This is a genomic window from Streptomyces sp. NPDC087300, assembly GCF_044744425.1.
Taxonomy (GTDB): Bacteria; Actinomycetota; Actinomycetes; order Streptomycetales; family Streptomycetaceae; genus Streptomyces.
The window spans coordinates 1-21454 of sequence record NZ_JBIUYI010000021.1 but is presented as its reverse complement, the minus strand read 5'-3'; the positions used below and the strand labels follow the sequence as shown (position 1 = coordinate 21454).

The 21454-nt window shown below is 71.3% G+C and carries 17 protein-coding genes and 1 rRNA gene; 8 read left to right on the top strand and 10 right to left on the bottom strand.

Going from position 1 to position 21454, the window contains the following annotated elements; translation table 11 throughout:
• Window positions 1-21: 21 nt before the first annotated feature.
• Entirely contained in the window at window positions 22-528 is a 507-nt protein-coding gene (locus tag ACIO9J_RS42400) for a DUF6912 family protein (protein ID WP_402010983.1), read from the bottom strand.
• A gap of 296 nt (window positions 529-824) precedes the next feature.
• Between ACIO9J_RS42400 and ACIO9J_RS42395 the strand changes: the two genes are divergently transcribed.
• A complete protein-coding gene (locus tag ACIO9J_RS42395; RefSeq protein WP_402010981.1) occupies window positions 825-1310 on the top strand; it encodes an Rv3235 family protein in 486 nt (161 codons plus the stop codon).
• Between the two features lie 166 nt (window positions 1311-1476).
• Here the strand turns inward: ACIO9J_RS42395 and secA are convergent, their stop codons facing one another.
• Window positions 1477-4314, bottom strand: coding sequence for a preprotein translocase subunit SecA (gene secA, locus ACIO9J_RS42390; RefSeq protein WP_402010979.1), 2838 nt, complete (start codon window positions 4312-4314; stop codon window positions 1477-1479).
• Window positions 4315-4560: 246 nt separating this feature from the next.
• Here secA and ACIO9J_RS42385 point away from each other — a divergent pair, with 246 nt between their 5' ends.
• Both ACIO9J_RS42385 and ACIO9J_RS42380 read left to right on the top strand, forming a co-directional pair.
• The gene (locus tag ACIO9J_RS42385; protein WP_402010977.1) at window positions 4561-5133 is read left to right on the top strand and encodes a GNAT family N-acetyltransferase; all 573 of its coding nucleotides are present in this window, start codon (window positions 4561-4563) and stop codon (window positions 5131-5133) included.
• Between the two features lie 83 nt (window positions 5134-5216).
• On the top strand, window positions 5217-6407 hold the full coding sequence (locus ACIO9J_RS42380) for a winged helix-turn-helix domain-containing protein (protein ID WP_402010976.1): 1191 nt from the start codon (window positions 5217-5219) through the stop codon (window positions 6405-6407).
• Window positions 6408-6436: 29 nt separating this feature from the next.
• Here ACIO9J_RS42380 and ACIO9J_RS42375 read toward each other — a convergent pair whose 3' ends face one another.
• The 7 genes from ACIO9J_RS42375 to mtnA form a co-directional block, all read right to left on the bottom strand.
• Complete coding sequence (locus ACIO9J_RS42375; protein WP_055543608.1) at window positions 6437-7180, bottom strand: response regulator transcription factor; 744 nt, start codon at window positions 7178-7180, stop codon at window positions 6437-6439.
• 195 nt (window positions 7181-7375) lie between these two features.
• On the bottom strand, window positions 7376-8068 hold the full coding sequence (gene hpf, locus ACIO9J_RS42370) for a ribosome hibernation-promoting factor, HPF/YfiA family (RefSeq protein WP_402010974.1): 693 nt from the start codon (window positions 8066-8068) through the stop codon (window positions 7376-7378).
• 313 nt (window positions 8069-8381) lie between these two features.
• On the bottom strand, window positions 8382-9227 hold the full coding sequence (locus tag ACIO9J_RS42365; RefSeq protein ID WP_402010972.1) for a ComF family protein: 846 nt from the start codon (window positions 9225-9227) through the stop codon (window positions 8382-8384).
• A gap of 218 nt (window positions 9228-9445) precedes the next feature.
• Window positions 9446-11203: an LpqB family beta-propeller domain-containing protein gene (locus tag ACIO9J_RS42360; RefSeq protein WP_402011036.1), complete on the bottom strand. Its 1758-nt coding sequence runs from the start codon at window positions 11201-11203 to the stop codon at window positions 9446-9448.
• Between the two features lie 118 nt (window positions 11204-11321).
• Window positions 11322-13598 (bottom strand): MtrAB system histidine kinase MtrB, encoded by a 2277-nt coding sequence (mtrB, locus tag ACIO9J_RS42355; protein WP_402010970.1) that lies wholly within the window; start codon window positions 13596-13598, stop codon window positions 11322-11324.
• A gap of 1 nt (window position 13599) precedes the next feature.
• A complete protein-coding gene (mtrA, locus tag ACIO9J_RS42350) occupies window positions 13600-14289 on the bottom strand; it encodes a two-component system response regulator MtrA (RefSeq protein ID WP_189176211.1) in 690 nt (229 codons plus the stop codon).
• 4 nt (window positions 14290-14293) lie between these two features.
• Window positions 14294-15451 (bottom strand): S-methyl-5-thioribose-1-phosphate isomerase, encoded by a 1158-nt coding sequence (gene mtnA / locus ACIO9J_RS42345; protein ID WP_402010968.1) that lies wholly within the window; start codon window positions 15449-15451, stop codon window positions 14294-14296.
• Window positions 15452-15591: 140 nt separating this feature from the next.
• Here mtnA and ACIO9J_RS42340 point away from each other — a divergent pair, with 140 nt between their 5' ends.
• Genes ACIO9J_RS42340 through ACIO9J_RS42320 form a run of 5 tightly spaced genes read left to right on the top strand, consistent with a single transcriptional unit; the run spans window position 15592 to window position 21265 of the window.
• Window positions 15592-16896: a hypothetical protein gene (locus ACIO9J_RS42340; protein WP_402010966.1), complete on the top strand. Its 1305-nt coding sequence runs from the start codon at window positions 15592-15594 to the stop codon at window positions 16894-16896.
• Window positions 16897-16900: 4 nt separating this feature from the next.
• Window positions 16901-17626: a DUF4129 domain-containing protein gene (locus ACIO9J_RS42335; protein WP_402010964.1), complete on the top strand. Its 726-nt coding sequence runs from the start codon at window positions 16901-16903 to the stop codon at window positions 17624-17626.
• Window positions 17623-18966 (top strand): DUF4350 domain-containing protein, encoded by a 1344-nt coding sequence (locus tag ACIO9J_RS42330; RefSeq protein ID WP_402010963.1) that lies wholly within the window; start codon window positions 17623-17625, stop codon window positions 18964-18966. Before ACIO9J_RS42335 ends, ACIO9J_RS42330 begins: the two co-directional genes overlap by 4 nt.
• Window positions 18966-19955, top strand: coding sequence for an AAA family ATPase (locus tag ACIO9J_RS42325; RefSeq protein WP_402010961.1), 990 nt, complete (start codon window positions 18966-18968; stop codon window positions 19953-19955). Before ACIO9J_RS42330 ends, ACIO9J_RS42325 begins: the two co-directional genes overlap by 1 nt.
• Window positions 19955-21265, top strand: a complete 1311-nt coding sequence (locus tag ACIO9J_RS42320; RefSeq protein ID WP_402010959.1) for a DUF58 domain-containing protein — start codon at window positions 19955-19957, stop codon at window positions 21263-21265. Before ACIO9J_RS42325 ends, ACIO9J_RS42320 begins: the two co-directional genes overlap by 1 nt.
• Before the next feature lie 106 nt (window positions 21266-21371).
• Here ACIO9J_RS42320 and rrf read toward each other — a convergent pair.
• A 5S ribosomal RNA gene (gene rrf, locus ACIO9J_RS42315) occupies window positions 21372-21454 on the bottom strand; the annotation flags it as partial.

Below are 21454 nucleotides of genomic sequence, written 5' to 3'. Positions count from 1 at the left end.
AAGGCGCCCCCGCCAGACCCCTCAGGCAATCAGCCCCGGAATCTCCTGCACCCCGAACCACAACAGCTCATGATCCTCCGCCCCGTCCACCACGAACCGCGCGTCATCGTCCCCCTGATCCGCCGCCCCCAACGCCGCAGCCGCCGCCCCCACGTCCCCCTCCGCGTCGTCCGCGTCCACATGCACCGCCGCCGCCTTCCCCAAGGAAAGCCCCCCGGCGATCCGCACCTCTCCGAGCGCCCCCTGATCCAGCCCCCGGTCCGGATCGGCCACCGCGACCCCGTCCGGCACGTCCGCCGCAAGGACGACCCGCCGCCGCGCCGCGTCCGGATCGCCCGCCACCAACCGCAACGACGCCGCGGCCGCCCGGTTCAGCGCCGCGTACTCCAGTTCCTCGATGTCGTCGGAGACGTACCACTCCCGGAGCGCGGGCGTCACGGCGTAGGCGACCAGCGGCCCCGGCGCCACCTCCCCGGCCTTGTGCGCCTCCGCGAGCCGGGGCAGTGTCAGGGGAACGTAGACGCGCATGACTGACCGCTTTCGTCCGTGGCCGCAGAAGAGCCATCGTGGCCGTTGAGAGGCCCAGGATACGTGCGGGAGTCCCCCTTCGGAGTGCCCCCACCACCGCGGTAACCGTCGACGGCCGTCCCGGAATTCACCCGGTACCGCCCAGCGCCCACCGCACTTCCGAGACCCCCGCTCACCCGGATAGGTGAACCTCTCCGGGCCCTCCCCCACGCCCCCGGATCCCTTGCGACGCCGGCCGCACCCCCCGTACAAGATCCCCAACGGAAAAGTTACTTACCGGTATCCGAGGAGTCCCCATGCGCAAGGTGATGACCAGGCCACGCCGCCGCCCGCCCACGGGCCGCCCCTCCACGAGCCGCCCGCCGACCCGGACGGACAGCCGCGGCCCGACCCCCTCCGGCCGCCCCGCGAACCCCGGCCGCACCCCGGTTCCTGCCGCGCCCCCGACGATCCCGGCCCAGCCGCCCCCACACCCCACGGAGGTCTTCGCCGAACGTCTGGTCCTCGTACTCAGCGGCCAACGCCCCCTGTACTGGGTGGCCCGCCACATCGCCAACACGGCCTTCGACGACCTGGCCCGCCTGGCGGAACTCCGCCCCCTCGGCACGGACGGCGCCCACCGCCCCACGATCCACCGCATCGGCCACTACCAGCCGCACCCCGAGACGTACGAGGTCTTCGCGCGCATCGCGACGGGCCCGAGGCTCCGGGCGCTGGCGTTCAGGCTGCACAGGGGCGCGGACAGGAGATGGCGCTGCACAGCGGTAGAAACAGACAACTAAAAAGCGACCCCACCGAAAGGCCAACCCACCCAGCCCCAGCCCACCCAACCCGAGCTCTCTCTCCCCCCCCCAACCCCACCCAAGCCAAAGGGGCCGGCCCCAAAGGCCCGGCCCCTCAAACCGCTCACGCCGACCGGACCAACGATCCGGTCACGCGCGACGACGCCTACTTCTTGCGGCGTCGCCCGCCCTTCTGAGCCTTGCGCCGCTCCGCGCGGGTCATCCCGTCCGACTCGGACCGCACACCGTCCGCGTCCGTGGCGAAGTCACCCTCGTCGATGCCGCCCTCGGCGTTCGGCGCCTGGAAGTGCAGGCGGTCGGGCCGCTGCGGAGCCTCCAGCCCCTTGGCGTGGATCTCCGGACGGGAGGACGACGCCCCCGCCGGAACCGCGTCCTGCGCCCCGTCCTTGGTCAGCGACGTCGCCGCGTCCTCGACGGGAACCTCCTCGACCTGCTGCTCGACCTGGACCTCCAGGTTGAACAGGTAGCCGACGGACTCCTCCTTGATGCCGTCCATCATGGCGTTGAACATGTCGAAGCCCTCGCGCTGGTACTCGACCAGCGGGTCCTTCTGCGCCATGGCACGGAGGCCGATGCCCTCCTGGAGGTAGTCCATCTCGTAGAGGTGCTCACGCCACTTGCGGTCGAGCACCGAGAGGACGACGCGCCGCTCCAGCTCCCGCATGATGTCGGAGCCGAGCTGCTCCTCACGCGACTCGTACTGCTCGTGGATGTCGTCCTTGATGGAGTCGGAGATGAACTCCGCGGTGAGGCCCGCGCGGTCGCCCGCCGTCTCCTCCAGCTCGTCGACGGTGACCTTCACCGGGTAGAGCTGCTTGAAGGCGCCCCACAGCCGGTCCAGGTCCCACTCCTCGGCGAAGCCCTCGGCGGTCTCGGCGGCGATGTACGCGTCGATGGTGTCGTCCATGAAGTGCGTGACCTGGTCCTGAAGGTCCTCGCCCTCCAGGACGCGCCGACGCTCTCCGTAGATGACCTCGCGCTGCCGGTTGAGGACCTCGTCGTACTTGAGGACGTTCTTCCGGGTCTCGAAGTTCTGCTGCTCCACCTGCGACTGCGCGGAGGCGATCGCCCGGGTGACCATCTTGTTCTCGATCGGCACGTCGTCCGGCACGTTCGCCATGGACATCACGCGCTCGACCATCTGCGCCTTGAACAGCCGCATCAGGTCGTCGCCGAGCGACAGGTAGAAGCGGGACTCGCCCGGGTCGCCCTGACGGCCGGAACGACCGCGCAGCTGGTTGTCGATGCGCCGCGACTCGTGCCGCTCGGTACCGAGGACGTAGAGGCCGCCGAGGTCCTTGACCTCTTCGAACTCCGCCTTGACGGACCGCTCGGCCTTCTCCATGGCGGCGGGCAGCGCGGCGGCCCACTCCTCGACGTGCTCGACGGGGTCCAGGCCGCGCTGGCGCAGCTCCGCCTCCGCGAGGTCGTCGGGGTTGCCGCCGAGCTTGATGTCGGTGCCTCGTCCGGCCATGTTCGTGGCGACGGTGACGGCGCCCTTGCGGCCCGCCTGGGCGATGATCGGCGCCTCACGGTCGTGCTGCTTCGCGTTCAGCACCTCGTGCTGGACGCCGCGCTTGGAGAGCTGCTGCGAGAGGTACTCGGACTTCTCGACCGAGGTGGTGCCGACCAGGATCGGCTGGCCCTTCTCGTGCTTCTCCGCGATGTCGTCCACCACGGCCGCGAACTTGGCGACCTCGGTGCGGTAGATCAGGTCGGACTGGTCGGCACGGACCATCGGCCGGTTCGTCGGGATCGGCACGACGCCCAGCTTGTAGATCTGGTGGAACTCGGCGGCCTCGGTCATCGCCGTACCGGTCATGCCGGACAGGCCGCTGTCGTAGCCGTCGCGCTTGTAGAGGCGGAAGAAGTTCTGAAGGGTGATGGTCGCAAGGGTCTGGTTCTCGTCCTTGATGTCCACCCCTTCCTTCGCCTCGATCGCCTGGTGCATGCCCTCGTTGTAGCGGCGGCCGGCGAGGATACGGCCGGTGTGCTCGTCGACGATCATGACTTCGCCGTCGATGACGACGTAGTCCTTGTCCTTCTTGAAGAGTTCCTTGGCCTTGATGGCGTTGTTCAGGTAGCCGACCAGGGGCGTGTTCACCGACTCGTAGAGATTGTCGATGCCCAGCCAGTCCTCGACCTTGCTCACGCCGGACTCGTGGATGGCGACGGTGCGCTTCTTCTCGTCGACCTCGTAGTCGCCGGTCTCCTCGATGCCCTTCATCTGGTTGCCCGGCTCGCCCTTGGTGAGGCGGGTGACCAGCTTGGCGAAGTCGCCGTACCACTTGGTGGCCTGGTCGGCGGGGCCGGAGATGATCAGCGGCGTACGCGCCTCGTCCACGAGGATCGAGTCGACCTCGTCGACGATCGCGAAGTTGTGGCCGCGCTGGACCAGCTCGTCCTGCGACCACGCCATGTTGTCGCGGAGGTAGTCGAAGCCGAACTCGTTGTTCGTGCCGTACGTGATGTCGCAGCTGTACTGCTCGCGACGCTGGGCGGGCGTCATGTTCGCCAGGATGCAGCCGACCTGCAGACCCAGGAACTTGTGGACGCGGCCCATCATTTCGGAGTCGCGCTCGGCCAGGTAGTCGTTGACCGTGATCAGGTGGACGCCCTTGCCGGAGAGGGCGTTCAGGTACGCGGGCAGCGTGCCGACCAGGGTCTTGCCCTCGCCGGTCTTCATCTCGGCGACGTAGCCCATGTGCAGCGCGGCGCCACCCATCATCTGGACGTCGTAGTGGCGCTGGCCCAGGACGCGCTTGGCGGCCTCACGGACCGTCGCGAAGGCCTCGGGCAGGAGGTCGTCGAGGGTCTCGCCGTCGGCGTACCGCTCTTTGTATTCCTCGGTCAGCGCGCGCAGCTCGGCGTCGGAGAGGCTGACGAAGTCCTCTTCGATGGAGTTGACCTGGTCCGCGATGCGGTGCAGCTTGCGCAGGATCTTGCCTTCGCCTGCACGCATGATCTTCGAGAGGACGGACACGGGGGTTGGTCTCCTTGCCGGTCGGGCCTGGCATGGTCGGTTTTACTCGTTGGGCAACGGCCATCGTATGCGAGGACCCGGCTGCGCCGGGAGGTCTGCCCTGAGGTCAACGGGCGAGGAGCGCCGAAGGTGCCGGGTTGTGCCCACGAGTGCTGATGAGTTGTGACCGCGACAGTACGTTCGGTGATCGCGATCGACCACCAAAAGGGCTGGCCACCGGGGCGGCGCCGCCCGCAGAATCGCTTGATGGAGCCCGTCACCCTCACCACCGAGCGCCTGAGCCTGCGCACCTTCACGCCCGCCGACATCGACGAGGCGTACGCGGCCTGTCAGGACCCCGACATCCAGCGCTGGACCACGATCCCCTCGCCGTACTCACGCGCGGACGCCGAGGGCTTCGTCCTGCGCATGGTCCCGGACGGCTGGCGGGACGACACCGAGTACACCTTCGCCGTACGCCCCCTGGCGGGCGGCCCGCTGCTCGCCGCCGCCAGCCTGCACCACCCGCGCTCGGGCGCCTGGGAGGTCGGCTTCTGGACGGCCAAGGAGCACCGCGGCCGCGGCTACATGGCGGAGGTCGTGCTCGGCCTGGCCGGCTGGGCCTTCACCGACCTGCGCTGCACGCGCCTGGAGTGGCGCGCCGAGGTCGGCAACACCGGCTCGCGGGCCGTCGTCGAGAAGGCGGGCTTCACCGTCGAGGGCACGCTCCGCGGCGGCATGCTGAACAAGGGCACGCTCCGCGACAGCTGGGTCGGCGCCCTGCTCCCCTCGGACCTCGCCCTGCCCTCGTACCTCCCGTACCTGCCCGCCAAGAACTGACACCGCGTCGACCGCCCGGCCGCCCACCGGCACGCGCCAGCTGTCCGTGCCGGTTGTCAGTGCCGCCCCCTATCGTTCGGACCATGACGAGCCTGCCGCGCCCCGCCACCGCACTCTCCGCCGACGAGGCCCGCCGCATCGCCCTGCGCGCCCAGGGCTTCCTGGGAGCCCCGGACCGGAAGTCCGGCGTGCGGGGCGTGCTGCGTCACCTCGGCGCGGTCCAGCTCGACACGATCTCGGTCCTGGCCCGCTCCCACGAGCTGATTCCGTACGCACGGCTCGGCGCGGTCGGCCGCGACACCGTCGAGTCGGCGTACTGGAGCGCCACCCCCGCGGGCGCCCCCACCCCCCGGCCGCACGCCTTCGAGTACTGGTCGCACGCCGCGTGCATCCTCCCCGTCGAGGAGTGGCCGCACTTCGCCTTCCGCCGCCGCGCCTACCGTGCACGGCCGCACTGGCACCACGACCTGCCCGACGGCGCGTACGACCAGGTGATCAAGCAGCTCCGCGCCGAAGGCCCCCTGACGGCCACGGAGTTGGGCGGCGCGAAGAACAAGGGCGAGTGGTGGGACTGGTCGGAGTCGAAGATCGCCGTCGAGCGCGCGCTGATGTACGGCGAGGTGGTGTGCACCGACCGCCGCTCCTGGAAGCGGGTCTACGACCTCGCCGAGCGCGCCGTCCCCGCCCCGCTGCTCCACGACGACCTGGACGACGCGGAGTGCCTGCGCCGTCTGGTCCGGCTCGCCGGGCAGTCCCTGGGCGTCGGCACGCGCGCGGACATCGCCGACTACCACCGCCTCAAGGGCGAGCAGTTCGACGCGGTGGTCGCGGACTCGGGTCTGGTGCCGGTGACGGTCCAGGGCTGGGACAAGCCCGCCTGGGCCGACCCCGAGGCCCTGGCGACCACGCCCCGCGGCCGCCACCGCACGACACTGCTCTCGCCCTTCGACTCACTGATCTGGGAGCGGGCGCGCACGGAGCGGATCTTCGGCTTCACCCACCGCCTGGAGGCGTACGTCCCCAAGCCCAAGCGGATCCACGGCTACTTCGCGATGCCGCTGCTCGCGGGCGGCAAGCTGCTCGGCCGGGTCGACCCGGCGCGCGAGGGCAAGGTCCTGGTCGCCAAGCAGGTCTCGCTCGACTCCCCGAAGGCGGTCGCCCCGATGGCCCAGGCGCTGCGCGAGGCGGCGTCCTGGGTCGGCTGCGACTCCGTGGCCGTGGGCCGGGTGGACCGCCCCGGGCTGGCGGCGGAGCTGACCCGCGCCCTCGCCTGACCCCGCCCCAGCGGGTGGCTACCGGGCGGCTACCGGATTTCGAGGATCTTCTCCCGCATCGCGTAGACGACGGCCTCCATCCTGGAGTGCAGCTGCAGCTTCTCCAGGATGTTGCGCACGTGGTTCTTCACGGTGTTCTCGGAGATGAACAACTCCTTCGCGATGTCGCGGTTGTTCATCCCCGTGGCCACCAGCTTCAGGACTTCCAGCTCGCGGTCGGTCAGCCGCGGCGCGGGCACCAGTCTGCGCTCGTCGGTGCGCTGGATCATCGACTTGAACTCGGTGAGCAGCTTCGACGCCATCGAGGGGCTGATCTGCGACTGCCCGTCGGCCACCGCGCGGATCGCCGTGGCGACCTCGTCCGTGGAGATCTCCTTGAGGAGGTAGCCGGTGGCGCCCGCCTTGATCGCGTCGTAGAGGTCGGCCTCCTCGTCGCTGATCGTCAGCATGATGATCTTGGCGCTCGGCGCCACCTCCTTGATGGAGGTGCACGCCTCGATGCCACCGCGCTTCGGCATGCGTACGTCCATGAGCACGATGTCGGGCAGCAGGTCCGCGGCCTTGTCCACCGCCTCCGCGCCGTCGCCGGCCTCACCGACGACCTGGATGTCCTCCTCGGCGGCGAGGACGATCTCCAGGCCCCGGCGGAAGAGGGCGTGGTCATCCACCACAAGGACCCGGATGGGCTCCTTGCGCGGGGCGCCCGCTTGCGTGCCGATGCCGATGCCGTCCCCGGCATCCTCATCACGCATCGGTCCGAAGCTGTCCGCCATCGTTCCTCCCCCATGAAGGCCGTGGCCTGGTTGTACCTCTGCTGCGCCAACCCGGGGCGGCAGCACACCGGTTGGCCGGCCCGCCCATGATTTCATGCCCGGCGCCGGTGCGGTGCGCGCAGTGGTCGCACGCTGGTGCCCCTGGGGGCGCACACGCGCTCCCAGGGGCACCACGACGGCGGTCACGGGGCAGCGTCAGCCGCCGAGGGCTCCGCCGCCACCGGCCGTCTCGGGCCTGGTGACCATCGGGTCGGTGTTGAGACGGATGACGCCGTAGTCGTAGGCGTGCCGTCGGTAGACGACGCTGGGCTCCTTGGACTCGGAGTCGACGAACAAGTAGAAGTCGTGTCCGACCAGTTCCATCTCGTAGAGCGCCTGGTCGAGCGTCATGGGTGCCGCGACGTGCGTCTTCTCGCGGACCACGAGGGGGCCGTCCCCCTGGACCTCCAGCGAACCGATCTTCTTGACCGGGACACCGTCCGGCTCTTCGTCGCGTGCGACGGAGCCGTCCCCGTTGAGGTAGGCCGCGTCCGGGACGCGCTCGGCGACTTCGGCGGCGGAGAGCCTGCCGTTGCCGCGCCGGTTGTGGCGCTTTTCGTGCTGCTTGCGCAGCCGGGCATCCAGCTTGGCCGTGGCCAGGTCGAGCGCCGCGTAAGGATCGGCTGCCGAGGCCTCCGCGCGAATCACGGGCCCACGTCCGCGGACGGTGATCTCCACGCGGTCGGAACGGTCGGCCTGACGCGGGTTGGTTTCCTTGGACACCTCGACGTCGAGGCTGATCACCTTGCCGTCGAGCTTCTGGATCTTGTCCAGCTTCAGCTTCTCGGCCACGTGCTTGCGGAACCGCTCGGGCACCTCGGTCTTGCGGCCCTTGACGACGATGTCCACGCAGAACTCCGTTCCCGGATTGCTCCGCTCCTGTGGCGGAGCAACTCCCTTTTGCACCAGACTCCGGTGACTCCCGGAGCCTCGGACTCGGTGACTTCCACCTCCTCCTCCCCCGTGGACGAGATCTCCACCCCACCGGCGCGGGTGATTGCAAAAACCCGGCTACCGGCAATCCGATATGCGAGGGACGGCGTCAGCCATTCCTCACAACCGAACATATCTCGCCCGGACGGATGTCGTCACCCTCTACCGCCCCGTACCTCCATTCAGGTGTATCGACCCTCTCATCACCTGCAACGACGCAAGTTCTCAATCAGTTCCGGTTTATTTCGAAGGATTCCGGTGAAGCGGCGACAACCGCAGCACTGATCCGGTTCTCCCTGCCCATTTCCGGGCCTCGCGCGGCCCGGGAAACGGGTTTCCGGGCAGCCTCGGTCCCTGTGTTCTCTTGCGTGCGCACTTCACTTATCACTCGCGCGGCCTCGGCCAAAGAGGCACCGGTGGTCATCAGGTCGTCCACCAGGACGACCCGGCCACCATGAGCCAGCAGCCCGGCGCCTCCGGCGGTCACCTCCAGGGCGCCCGCCAGATTGGCCTGCCGCTGCCGGGACCCGAGCCCCGACTGATCGGCCACCACGCGCCGTTGACGCAGCACGGCGAGCACCCGCGCCGGGACACCCGCACGCCTCAGTTCACCCGCCGCGGCGAGCGCGATCCGCCGCGCCGGGTCATGCCCGCGCGCTCGCACCGACGCGCGCGACGACGGCACGGGAACGAGCGACAACGGCACCGTGCGCCCCTGTGGACCGCCGTGTGAGCCGCCTACCCAGGATTGCGCCCCCCTATCACCCGTCGCCCCGGATTCGACCCGCAGAACGCCGCACACGGCTTCCGCCAGCGCTTCACCGAGCGGCCCCGCGAGCCCCAGGGCGCCGCGCTCCTTGTGCGCGAGCAGGACGGCCCGCACCGCGTCCTCGTACGGCGCCGCCGCGTGCACCACGGGCAGGCCCGGCGGCTCCGGCACCGGCCGCACCCGGCGCGACGCGGTCCCGCACAGGGCGGCACGGCACTCGGCGCAGAGCGCCGCACGCGGTCGCCCGCATCCCGCGCACTCCGCCGGCAGCACCAGGTCGGTCAGGTCCTGCCACCAGCCCCGCATGTCCACCACTGTGCCAACCGGCGGGCCGGGCGGCCACCCCTGTGGATAACCCCCTGTGGACAACTCCACATCGCTGTGCGGCCGTTCGAGCGCCGCGAGGCGGGTGGGGCTCGGAACGTGCCTACGACAGGCCGCACTTCACCAGGAGGAGAGGCCCCGGCCGCCCTCCACCCGCCGGACAGACCTCACCGCGGACGGGACCTGACCTCGGGCGGACCTCACCCCGGATAGACCGGAGCCGTCCCTTCCTTCACCACCGTCTGCCACTGCGCGCCCGTGGGCAGCCGCACGATCCCGTCGTCCGAGTGCGCCACCAACGGCTGCCGCTCGTCCTCCGAGGCGGCGATCTCCTTCACGCCGGTCAGACCGGGCAGCGAGGTGGCGGGACGTACCGACCCGTCGCACTGGACGTACCGCATCTGCTGCACCCCGCCGGACTCGCGTCCGACCACCACGAGCCGGCTTCCGCCCGCCCACGACATGGCCGTGACCTCCTCCATCTGCGGTGCCGCCTGGGTGGGTTCGAGCACCGAGATCTCCGGCTTCTCGCCCTCGCCGCCGCCCGCCCGCTCGACCCGGCCGATCCACAGCGACTTCTTGTCGCCCTTCTCCACGAGCAGCGCGATGCGCACGCCGTCGGCGGAGACCCGCACCGCCTCGATGTGCCCGTCGAGACCGGAGACGTCGACCTGGACCGGCGCGCCCGCGCCCTGGCCGAACCAGAGCAGCCGCGGCCGCTTCGGATCACGGTCGGCCACCCACAGGTCACCCCTGCCGTCCCAACTCGGCGTGGAGAGGCGGTCCTCCTCCAGCTTGGCCTTGCTGCGCACCTCCGCCTTGTGGAGCTCGCCGTTCGCGTCCAGCGAACCGACGTACAGCGAGCGCCCGTCGTACGACACCCCCGCCGCGCGCTTCTCGTCGCGCGAGACCGCGGCCGAGCGCAGCGGCTGCTCGCCGCTGCCGATGGTGCCGAGGACCGGCTCCGGCTCCGCGGTGCTGCCCGCGGCCGCCGGCATCCGCACGAGCCGCTTCTTGTCGTCGATGAAGTACTGGAAGTCGGGCCGGTCCGCGGTGCGGTGCGGCGCGATCGACTCGGCGCGCTCCTCGCTCAGCACGCAGAGCATCGAGCCGTTGGACCGCTGCAACTGCACCTCCTCGACCCCCGAGGACGTCAAGTCCTGGAGCGTGAAGAGCAGTTGGGCCGCCATCTCGCTGCACCTGCGCTGCCCCGTGCGGTCGGCGCGCGCGTTCAGCTGCACGGTCAGCTTGTTCTGGTCGTCGGGCGAGAGCGACTTGTCGGGGTCCTTGAGCTTCGTACCGCTGCGGAAGCTCGAATCCGCCACCTGATCCAGCCAGTTGGTGGGCCCGTGCAGGAGCGACTTCACCGTCTCGGTCAGCGGATCGATGCGCTGGCGTATGTAGATGGGGTCGGCGACGAGCGCCCGCTGACCGCCCGAACCCATCCCCGACGCGGGCGTGGCGTAGTAGTACTTGTTGACGGACCGGTAGATGCGCTGGAAGTCGGACTCGCCGAGCACCACGCCCGGCGAAAGCCTGTCGATGCGCCAGGGGCCGCCGGGGCCGCCCTGCTGGCTGAGGTGGAGGGTCTGCTTGTACTGCCCCTCCTGGGGGCGGTACGCGTGCTGCTCGTCCACCGTCGCGACCTCGCGGCCGGTCAGCGAGAACGTCCGTCCTTCGCTGTCGTTGCCCGCGTTCCCCGCCGCGCTCGTGTTCGGCCCGTCGGCGAGCACCGTCGTGGACCGCTCGGGGTGCCAGCCCTTCGACGCCTCGTCGGTCAGATACTTGCGCGCCATCGCGAACTGCGGATCGTCACTGGTCAGCGCCTCCAGGAAGCCCTGCACGATCTCCACGGCCCGCGCGCCCTCGCGCGGCGGCATCGCGTAGACCCGGACCTGCGACTGGGAGTCCGGACGCTGCGAGGCGTCGACGGACTTCAGGTTCCCGCTGTCGGGCATCGAGGCGCAGCCGGCCAGCAGCGACACACAGCCGGTCAGCAGCAGCCCGGTACGCAGCGGACGCCGCCCGCGGCCCGTCCGGCGGCCGCTCCCGCTCCAGCTCCCGCTCCGATCGGGGTCAGCGCCCACGAGTGCTCTCCTCTTCCCTGGCCGAATCCTCTTCTCCGGCCGCCCTCTTGCCCCCCGGCCCCGGCCCCGGCTCGCGCCCGTCCCCGTGCGCCCGCGTCGGCTGCTCGGGCACCCCGGCGCCGGAACGCGCCTCGTCGTCCCCGTCCCCGCCCCCGTCAGAGCCCGCCCCTGAGCCGTCCGGGCCCGGCCCGTCGAGATCTGGCCCGTCGAGATCTGGCCCATCGAGGTCTGGCGCATCGAGATCTGGCCCGTCGAAACCCGGCCCGTCCAACTCGGGATCGCCCAGCGCCTCGTCGTCCACCGGCCGCCGCGACACGACCCGCGCGCCGCTGCCCGGCAACGCCGTGGGATCCACGTCCACGGCCGCGGCCAGGAGCCGGGGCGGTATCGGACCCTTCGCCGGTACGGGCGGCGGCACGCGCTCCGCCGACGCCTGCGCGGGCACCGTGGCGAGCTTGCTCGCGCCGCCCAGCGGCAGACCCGCGTCGTTCAGGCCACGGTGGCGCCGCGAATCGTCCGGCTCCAGCGGTATCGGCGAACCGCGCAGCGGCTCGTCCGCCGTACGCGGCAACGTGAGCCGGAACTGCGAACCGCCACCCGGCTCGCCCCACGCCTGCAACCAGCCGCCGTGCAGCCGCGCGTCCTCCAGCGCGATGGACAGGCCGAGACCCGTACCACCGGTGGTACGCGCGCGTGCCGGGTCCGCGCGCCAGAAGCGGCTGAACACCCGCGTCGCCTCGCCCGGCTTGAGCCCCACTCCGTAGTCACGCACCGCGACCGCGACCGCGCCGCCCGCCGCCGCGAGCCGCACCACGACGTCCTTGCCCTCGCCGTGCTCCACGGCGTTGACCACGAGATTGCGCAGCACCCGCTCCACCCGCCGGGCATCGGCCTCGGCGACCACCGGCTGCTGGTCCCCCACGATCCGTATGTGCGTGCCCTTGCGCTCGGCGAGCGGCTCCGCGCCGCCGACGACCCGTCGTACGACCTCCCTGAGGTCTATCGCCTCGGCCTCCAGCGCCGCCGCACCGGCGTCGAACCGGCTGATCTCAAGGAGATCCGCGAGCAGCGACTCGAACCGGTCCAGCTGATCGGCGAGCAACTCGGCCGACCGAGCCGTCACCGGATCGAAGTCCACCCGAGCCTCATGGATGACGTCGGCGGCCATCCGCACGGTCGTCAGCGGCGTCCGCAGCTCGTGCGAGACGTCCGACACGAACCGCCGCTGCATCCGCGACAGCTCCTCCAGCTGCTGGATCTTCAACTGGAGGTTCTGCGCCATCTTGTTGAAGGCCTCACCGAGCCGCGCGATGTCATCCTCGCCGGTGACCTTCATCCGCTCCTGAAGACGCCCGGCGGACAGCCGCTCGGCGATGCCCGCGGCCATCCGGACGGGCGTGACCACCTGGCGCACCACCAGCCAGGCGATCGCGCCGAGCAGCACCACGACGAACAGCCCCGCCGTCGCGAGCGTCGTCCTGACGAGGTTGAGCGACTCCTCCTCCTGCGTCAGCGGGAAGAGGTAGTAGAGCTGGTACGGATCGCCGTTGAGGTCGTTGAGCCGCTTGCCGATCACCAGACCCGACTGCGGCCCACGCCCGTCGTCGTAGACGATGCGCGTATTGGCCTGGTAGACCTCGGTGCCCTCGTCGACCCTGCGCCGCAGCTCCTCGGGCACGCTCAGGATCGGCTCCACGCCGCCCGAGGCCCGCGAACCGCGCACACTGCCCGCGTCACCCGCGGAGGTCGGGCTCAGCGTCACCACGGCGAACGCGTTCTGCCCGCCGCTGGACAGCTGCTCGACGAGGTCGGACATCCACAGGGCGGCATTGCGCCCGTCCGCCGTACTGCCGTCCTGCCCCTGGCCCGTACCGCTCTGACGGGCCGCGTTCACGTTGTCCTGAGCCGCCCGGAAACCTCCGTCGGCCTGGCTCTGCGACGCCTTCACCTTGGCCTTGAGCAGCCCGTTGTTGACCGAGCTCATGACGGCGAAGCCGAGCATGAGGACCACGCCGAGCGACATCAGCAGCGTCGTGACGACGACCTTGAGCTGGATGTTGCGCCGCCACAGCCGCAGGGCGGGCAGCAGCGGGCGGCGCACCCAGCGCGCGAAGAGCCGAAGGACGGGGCTGCCCTGCACCCCGCCCTGCAACAGCAGCCCGCCGTCGGCGAGCCGCCCGAACCGGGACGCGCGCCGCGCCGGTCCAGTCCGCCCCTGGCGAGCCCCCGGATCCCCGGGCGCCGAGGAGGAACTGTCCCGGGACACGTCAGCTCGGTCCGGCCTTGTAACCGACACCACGGACGGTCACCACGATCTCCGGCCGCTCCGGGTCCCGCTCCACCTTCGAGCGCAACCGCTGGACGTGCACGTTCACCAGGCGGGTGTCCGCCGCGTGCCGGTAGCCCCAGACCTGCTCGAGCAGCACCTCACGCGTGAACACCTGCCACGGCTTGCGGGCCAGCGCGACCAGGAGGTCGAACTCCAGCGGCGTCAGCGCGATCGACTGCCCGTCCCGCTTCACGGAGTGCCCCGCCACGTCGATGACCAGGTCACCGATGGCCAGCTGCTCCGGCGCGGGCTCCTCCGACCGACGGAGCCGCGCCCTGATCCGGGCCACGAGCTCCTTCGGCTTGAACGGCTTGACGATGTAGTCGTCCGCCCCCGACTCCAGACCGACCACCACATCCACGGTGTCGCTCTTGGCGGTGAGCATCACGATCGGCACCCCGGACTCCGCCCTGATCAGGCGGCACACCTCGATGCCGTCCCGACCGGGAAGCATCAAGTCGAGCAGCACAAGATCCGGCTTGGCCTCCCGGAAAGCAGCCAGCGCCTTGTCGCCATCAGCTACGAACGACGGCTCAAAACCTTCACCACGCAGCACAATCCCGAGCATCTCGGCCAGTGCGGTGTCGTCGTCGACGACAAGGACTCGTCCCTTCATGCCTGACATCATCCCATTAGCTAATCGTTACCTGGCGTGACCTGGCACACAGCTCGACAAGGCCCTCTGCCGTCACAGGTGACAGAACGCCCTCTTCCGTGACGATCGCCGTGACCAACTCCGGCGGCGTCACGTCGAATGCGGGGTTGTACGCCTGGGTCCCCAGGGGTGCCACCGGAATACCGCCTCCCGCTTCTCTTCCGGCCATCGGCGCGTACGGCGTCGTGACCTCCGTCACTTCATGACCACCCCGCAGCTCCACCTCGATGGACGCCCCGTCCGGGGTGGCCGGGTCCACGGTCGTCACCGGCGCCACCACGATGAACGGCACATGGTGATATCGGGCCAGCACCGCGAGCGGATAGCTCCCCACCTTGTTCGCCACCGAACCGTCGGCCGCGATGCGGTCGGCACCGATCAGCACGGCATCCACCTCTCCCGCCGCGAACAGCGAACCCGCCGCGTTGTCCGTGAGCAAGGTGTACGCCATTCCGTTCCGCGCCGCCTCATATGCGGTGAGCCGGGCCCCCTGCAACAGCGGCCGCGTCTCGTCCACCCACAGCCTGCGCAGGCTCCCCTCCCGATGCGCCTTGAGCGCCACCGCGAACGCCGTGCCCTCACCGCCGGAGACCAGCGCCCCCGTGTTGCAGTGCGTGAGGATCCGGTGCCCACCACCGGGCAACAGCTCGTCGAGCAGCGCCAGCCCGCGCGCCGCCATCTCCGCGCTGGCCCGCGCGTCCTCCGCGTGCAGCGCCCTCGCCGCGGCAAGCGCGGCACCGGCCGCCCGGCCGACGTCCTCACCTCCGGATATCGCGGTGCGGTACGCCGCCTGCGCCCTGCGCACGCCGTACGCGAGGTTGACCGCGGTGGGCCGCGCCCCCGCCAGCGCGTCCGCCGCCTCGTCCACGTCGAACCCGCGGACGGCGGCCAGCGCGACGCCGTACGCCCCCGCGATGCCGAGCAGCGGTGCCCCGCGCACCGCCAGCGTCCGGATCGCCTCCACCAGAGCCGGTGCGTCGGTGCACACCAGCTCGCTCTCCTCGCCCGGCAGCCTGGTCTGGTCGAGCAGGACCAGCACCGGCCCTTCAGGGGGTTCGTCCCAACGGATCGCGGGGATCGCCGGGAGCTCGGTCGGCCGTGTGTGCTCGCTGGATTGCGCGTACTGATCAGCCATCCGCCCAGTCTGCCCCGTACCCAGCGGACAATTGAAGGTCTACAGCCCCTACGGCGCCCGGCCCTCCGGTCGGTGCACCGTGACACGATGGCTGGCAACCTGCCGCCGCAACCGCGGACGGGCACCGTGAAGGAGCGACGATGAACGACACTCCGGGCTGGGCCTCGCCCGGATCTGCCCCCTCCGACGGACCGGACTCCGGCAAGCCGGACTCCCCCGACCCCGCGGACGCCGGCCCCCAGAGCGGCCCGTCCTCGAAGTGGTCCAAGGAGCAGCCGCCGCCCGCCCAGTGGTCCCCGCCCAGCACCCCGGGCCCGGGCCAGACCCCGCCACCCCCGCCTCCGCCGCCCGCACAGAACGGCGGCTGGGGCGGCCAGCGCCCAGGCGGCCCCGGAGGCCCAGGCGGTCCCGGAGGAGGCGGCTACCGAGGCTGGGGCGCCTGGCAGGGCCCGCCGCCCGCCGCCAAGCCCGGCGTCATCCCGCTCCGCCCGCTCGGCGTCGGCGAGATCCTGGACGGCGCGGTCTCCACCATGCGCGCCCACTGGCGCACGGTCCTCGGCATCTCGCTGACCGTCGCCATCCTCACCGAGGTCGTCGTCGTCCTCCTGCAAGGCCTCGTCCTGAACGACACCGTCGACACGGACGCCCTGAACGACCCGAGCGCGACCCTCGGCGAACTGACCCGCGCCATGGGCGACACGATGCTCAGCTCCGGAGTGGTCCTCGTGATCACCCTGCTCGGCACGATCATCGCGACGGCCCTGCTCACGATGGTCACCAGCCGAGCGGTGCTCGGTAAGTCGGTCACCCTCTCGGAAGCCTGGCAGGACTCCCGGCCCCAGCTGGTGAAGCTCTTCGGCCTGACCCTGCTCATCCCTCTCATCGGCGTCGCGATCGTCGCCGTCGGCATCCTGCCCGGCGTACTGATCGCGCTGGCGGGACCCTCCGAAGCCGGCACCAGCCTCGCCGTACTCGGCGGTCTGGCAGCCAGCGTCGCCGCCCTCTGGGTCGTCATCCGCCTCTCGCTCGCCTCGCCCGCGCTGATGCTGGAGAAGCAGGGCATCAAGAAGTCCCTGGCCCGCTCGGACAAGCTGGTCCGCGGCTCCTGGTGGCGGGTCTTCGGCATCCAGCTGCTCGCCGCGATCATCGCGAACGTCGTGGCGTCGATCATCGTCATCCCGTTCACCTTCATCGCGGGCGCGTTCAGCGGCGACGGCGTCACGGGCTTCCTCGAGAACACGGGCGACCTGGGCTGGACCTTCCTGATCATCACCGGCATCGGCTCGGTGATCGGCTCCATGCTCACGTTCCCCATCACGGCCGGCGTCACCGTGCTGCTCTACATCGACCAGCGCATCCGCCGCGAGGCCCTCGACCTCGAACTCGCCCGCGCCGCGGGCGTCCCCGGCCACGGGCCCACCACGCCCGGCACCCCGGGGAGCTGATGCGGTGACGGCGGCGGGGGCAGTTCTCACCCGGCTCGGAGCGTCACCGCTCCTGCCGCGCACCGGCGACGACCCACCGGTGACGATCCCGCGTGACCCCGCGCGGGAGGCCGCCGAGCGCGAACTGTCCAAGCCGATGTACCACGAGAACGACCCCGGCCTCTTCCAGCGGGCCCTGAACCGCTTCTGGGGCTGGGTGGAGGACCTGTTCTCCGCCGCCTCGGGGGCCACCCCGGGCGGCGGGTTCGGCCTCCTGGTCATCGTGCTCGCCGTCGTACTCCTGGCCTTCGCCCTGTGGTGGCGCCTCGGCACCCCGCACCGCACACCCACCTCCGCGCCGCCCCTCTTCGACGACCGCCCCCGCAGCGCCGCCGAACACCGCGCGGCCGCCGAGGCACACGCCGCCCAGGGCCACTGGAACCAGGCCGTCCAGGAACGCATGCGCGCCGTCGTCCGCTCCCTGGAGGAGCGCGCCCTGCTGGACGTCCGCCCCGGCCGCACCGCCGACGAGGCAGCCGCCGAAGCCGGCCACCCCCTGCCCTCGCACGCCACCCGACTGCGCACCGCCGCCCGGGAGTTCGACGACGTGACATACGGCGGCCGGACCGCCGGCGAACCGGCATACCTGCGCATCGCCGATCTCGACCGCGACCTCGAACGCACCAAACCGGTCCTGATCAGCACCGCCCACACCACGGTGAGCAGCAACTCCCAGGGAGCCGCCGAATGACCGGCTCCACCGACTCCCCCGAGCCGCCGCGGCCCCCCGCGCCCGCGCCCGCCACCGCTGGCGCCACCAGCACCAGCACCGCCAGCGCCAGCGGGACCAGCACCGACAGCGGCACCAGCACGGACACCGCACAAAAGCCCGCCCCGCACCTCCGCCCCGCCACGGCACCGACGTCGACCTCCGCGACCCCCCGCCAGCTCTGGACCCGCACCCGTGGCATCGCCCTGGCCCTGGTCGTCCTCCTGGCAGCGGCCGTCGCCATGGCCGCGGTCCGCTCCGACACCCAGCACGGACGCCTCGACCCGCGCGCCACCGACCCCTACGGCAGCCGGGCCGTCGCCGAACTCCTCGCCGACCGGGGCGTGTCCACCCGCGTGGTCACCACCGTCGAAGAAGCCAGGGCCGCGACCGGACCCGACACGACGCTCCTCGTCGCCAACCCGGACGTCCTCACCAAGAGCCAGCAGTCCCGCCTGCACGCGGCCACCGAGGACGCCGAAGGACGCACCGTCCTCGTCACCCCCGGCACCCCCTCGATCGGCACCCTCGCCCCCGGCGTCACCGTGGACGGCGTCCCCAGCACGGACTCCACGCTCTCCCCCCGCTGCTCCCTGCCCGCGGCCCGCCGCGCGGGCGACGCCGACATGGGCGGCATCCGCTACGACGCCCTCGCCCCGGACGCCGAAGCCTGCTACCTCAGCGACGGCCTGCCCAGCCTCCTGCAACTCCCCACCCCCCGTGGAAAGGGCGACACCGTCGTCCTCGGCGCCCCCGACATCCTCTACAACGACCGCCTCGACCAGCACGGCAACGCCTCGCTCGCCCTCCAACTCCTGGGCTCACGACCCCACCTGGTCTGGTACCTCCCCTCCCTCTCCGACGACTCCGCCGCCACCGACGACGAACGCCGCGGCTTCTTCGACCTGATCCCCTCCGGCTGGCGCTGGGCCACCCTGCAACTCACCGTCGCCGCCGTGCTCGCCGCCCTGTGGCGCGCCCGCCGCCTCGGCCCTCTCGTACCCGAACGCCTCCCCGTGGCCATCCGCGCCTCGGAAACCGTCGAAGGCCGCGCCCGTCTCTACCGCAAGGCGAACGCCCGCGACCGCGCGGCCACGGCTCTGCGCACCGCCACCCGCGGCCGACTCGCCCCGCTCGTCGGCGTATCCCCCGCCCAGGCGCACGCACCCGAGACCCTGCTCCCCGCGCTCTCCACCCGATTCCCCTCCCCCGACCGAGACCTGCTCCCTCTCCTCTTCGGACCGCCTCCCGGCAACGACGCAGCGCTCATCGCCCTCGCCGACCAACTCGACGCCCTCGAAAGAGAGGTACGCCATTCATGATGGACCCGACCACTGACAACGCCGGGCCCACCGGAGATCCCCGCAGCTCACGCGCTTCCCTCGAAGCCCTGCGCGCCGAGATCTCCAAGGCCGTGGTCGGCCAGGACCCCGCCGTCACAGGCCTCGTCGTCGCGCTCCTTTGCCGCGGTCACGTCCTCCTGGAGGGAGTCCCCGGGGTAGCGAAGACGTTGCTCGTCCGCGCACTCTCCGCGAGCCTCGAACTCGACACCAAGCGCGTCCAGTTCACCCCCGACCTGATGCCGAGCGACATCACCGGCTCCCTCGTCTACGACGCGCGCACCACCGAGTTCTCCTTCCAGCCAGGACCGGTCTTCACCAACCTCCTGCTGGCCGACGAGATCAACCGCACCCCGCCCAAGACCCAGTCCTCGCTCCTCGAAGCGATGGAGGAACGCCAGGTCACGGTCGACGGCACCCCGCGCCCCCTTCCCGAACCGTTCCTCGTCGCCGCCACCCAGAACCCGGTGGAGTACGAAGGCACGTACCCCCTCCCCGAGGCCCAACTGGACCGTTTCCTCCTCAAACTGACGGTCCCTCTCCCTTCCCGCCAGGACGAGATCGACGTCCTCACCCGCCACGCCGAGGGCTTCAACCCCCGCGACCTGCACGCCGCGGGCGTACGCCCCGTAGCGGGCCCCGCCGACCTGGAAGCCGCCCGCGCCGCCGTCGCGAAGACGACCGTCTCCCCCGAGATCACCGCCTACGTAGTGGACATCTGCCGCGCCACCCGCGAATCCCCGTCCCTCACCCTCGGCGTCTCACCCCGCGGCGCGACGGCCCTGCTCTCCACGGCCCGCGCCTGGGCCTGGCTCACCGGCCGCGACTACGTCATCCCCGACGACGTGAAGGCCCTGGCCCTCCCCACGCTCCGCCACCGCATCCAACTGCGCCCCGAGGCCGAGATGGAGGGCGTCACCGCGGACTCCGTCATCAACGCGATCCTCGCCCACGTCCCGGTCCCCCGCTGATGGCCCTCACCGGACGCGCCGCTCTCCTGGCGGCACTCGGAGCCCTCCCCGTGGGCATCTGGGCCCCGGGCTGGACCGGCATGCTCGCCGTCAACGCCCCCATCGCCCTGGCCTGCGCCTGCGACTTCGCCCTGGCCGCCCCCGTACGCCGACTGCGCCTGACCCGCTCCAGCGACACATCAGCCCGCCTCGGCGAGGCCGCCGACGTCGACCTCACCGTCACCAACCCGTCCGGCCGCCCGCTGCGCGCCGAACTCCGCGACGCCTGGCCACCCAGTAGCTGGCAGCCGGGCACGGAGGTCGCCGCGTCCCGCCACCGGTCCACGATCCCGGCCGGCGAACGCCGCCGCCTCACCACACGCCTGCGCCCCACCCGCCGCGGCGACCATCACGCCGACCGCGTCACCATCCGCTCGTACGGCCCCCTCGGCCTGTTCACCCGCCAGGGCAGCCACCAGGTCCCCTGGACCGTCCGCGTCCTGCCACCGTTCGCCAGCCGGAAGCACCTGCCCTCCAAACTGGCCCGGCTGCGCGAACTCGACGGCCGTACCAGCGTGTTGACCCGCGGCCAGGGCACCGAGTTCGACAGCCTCCGCGACTACGTCCCCGGCGACGACACCCGCTCCATCGACTGGCGCGCCACCGCCCGCCAGTCCACCGTCGCGGTCCGCACCTGGCGCCCGGAACGCGACCGGCACATCCTCCTGGTCCTCGACACCGGCCGCACCTCGGCCGGCCGCGTCGGCGACGCCCCGCGCCTCGACGCCTCCATGGACGCGGCACTTCTCCTCGCCGCCCTGGCATCCCGAGCCGGCGACCGCGTGGACCTCCTCGCGTACGACCGCCGAGTGCGCGCCCTCGTCCAGGGCCGAGCCGCAGGAGAAGTCCTGCCCTCCCTGGTCAACGCCCTGGCCACGCTCGAACCCGAACTCATCGAGACGGACGCCCGAGGCCTGACGGCCACGGCCCTGCGCACGGCCCCCCGCAGCTCCCTGATCGTGCTCCTCACCAGCCTCGACACCGCCCCGGTGGAAGAGGGCCTGCTCCCCGTACTCCCGCGCCTCACCAAACGCCACACGGTCCTGGTCGCATCCGTGGCCGACCCGCACATCGAGCGGATGGCCAAGTCCCGCGGCACAACAGAAGCGGTGTACGACGCGGCGGCCGCGGCCCAGGCCCAGTCGGAACGCCACCGCACGGCAGAACAGCTGACGCGCCGAGGCGTAACCGTCGTGGACGCCACCCCGAACGAACTGGCCCCCGCATTGGCGGACGCCTACCTGTCCCTCAAAGCCGCCGGCCGCCTCTAGAGAACAGAAAAGGGGCCGGAAGGGGGCCGGATGTCGTTCTGGAAATGGCCCTGGAACGCAGAAAACCCCCGCACCAATGGTGCGGGGGTTTTCTCATTCAAAATTAGTTCGGCGGCGTCCTACTCTCCCACAGGGTCCCCCCTGCAGTACCATCGGCGCTGTGAGGCTTAGCTTCCGGGTTCGGAATGT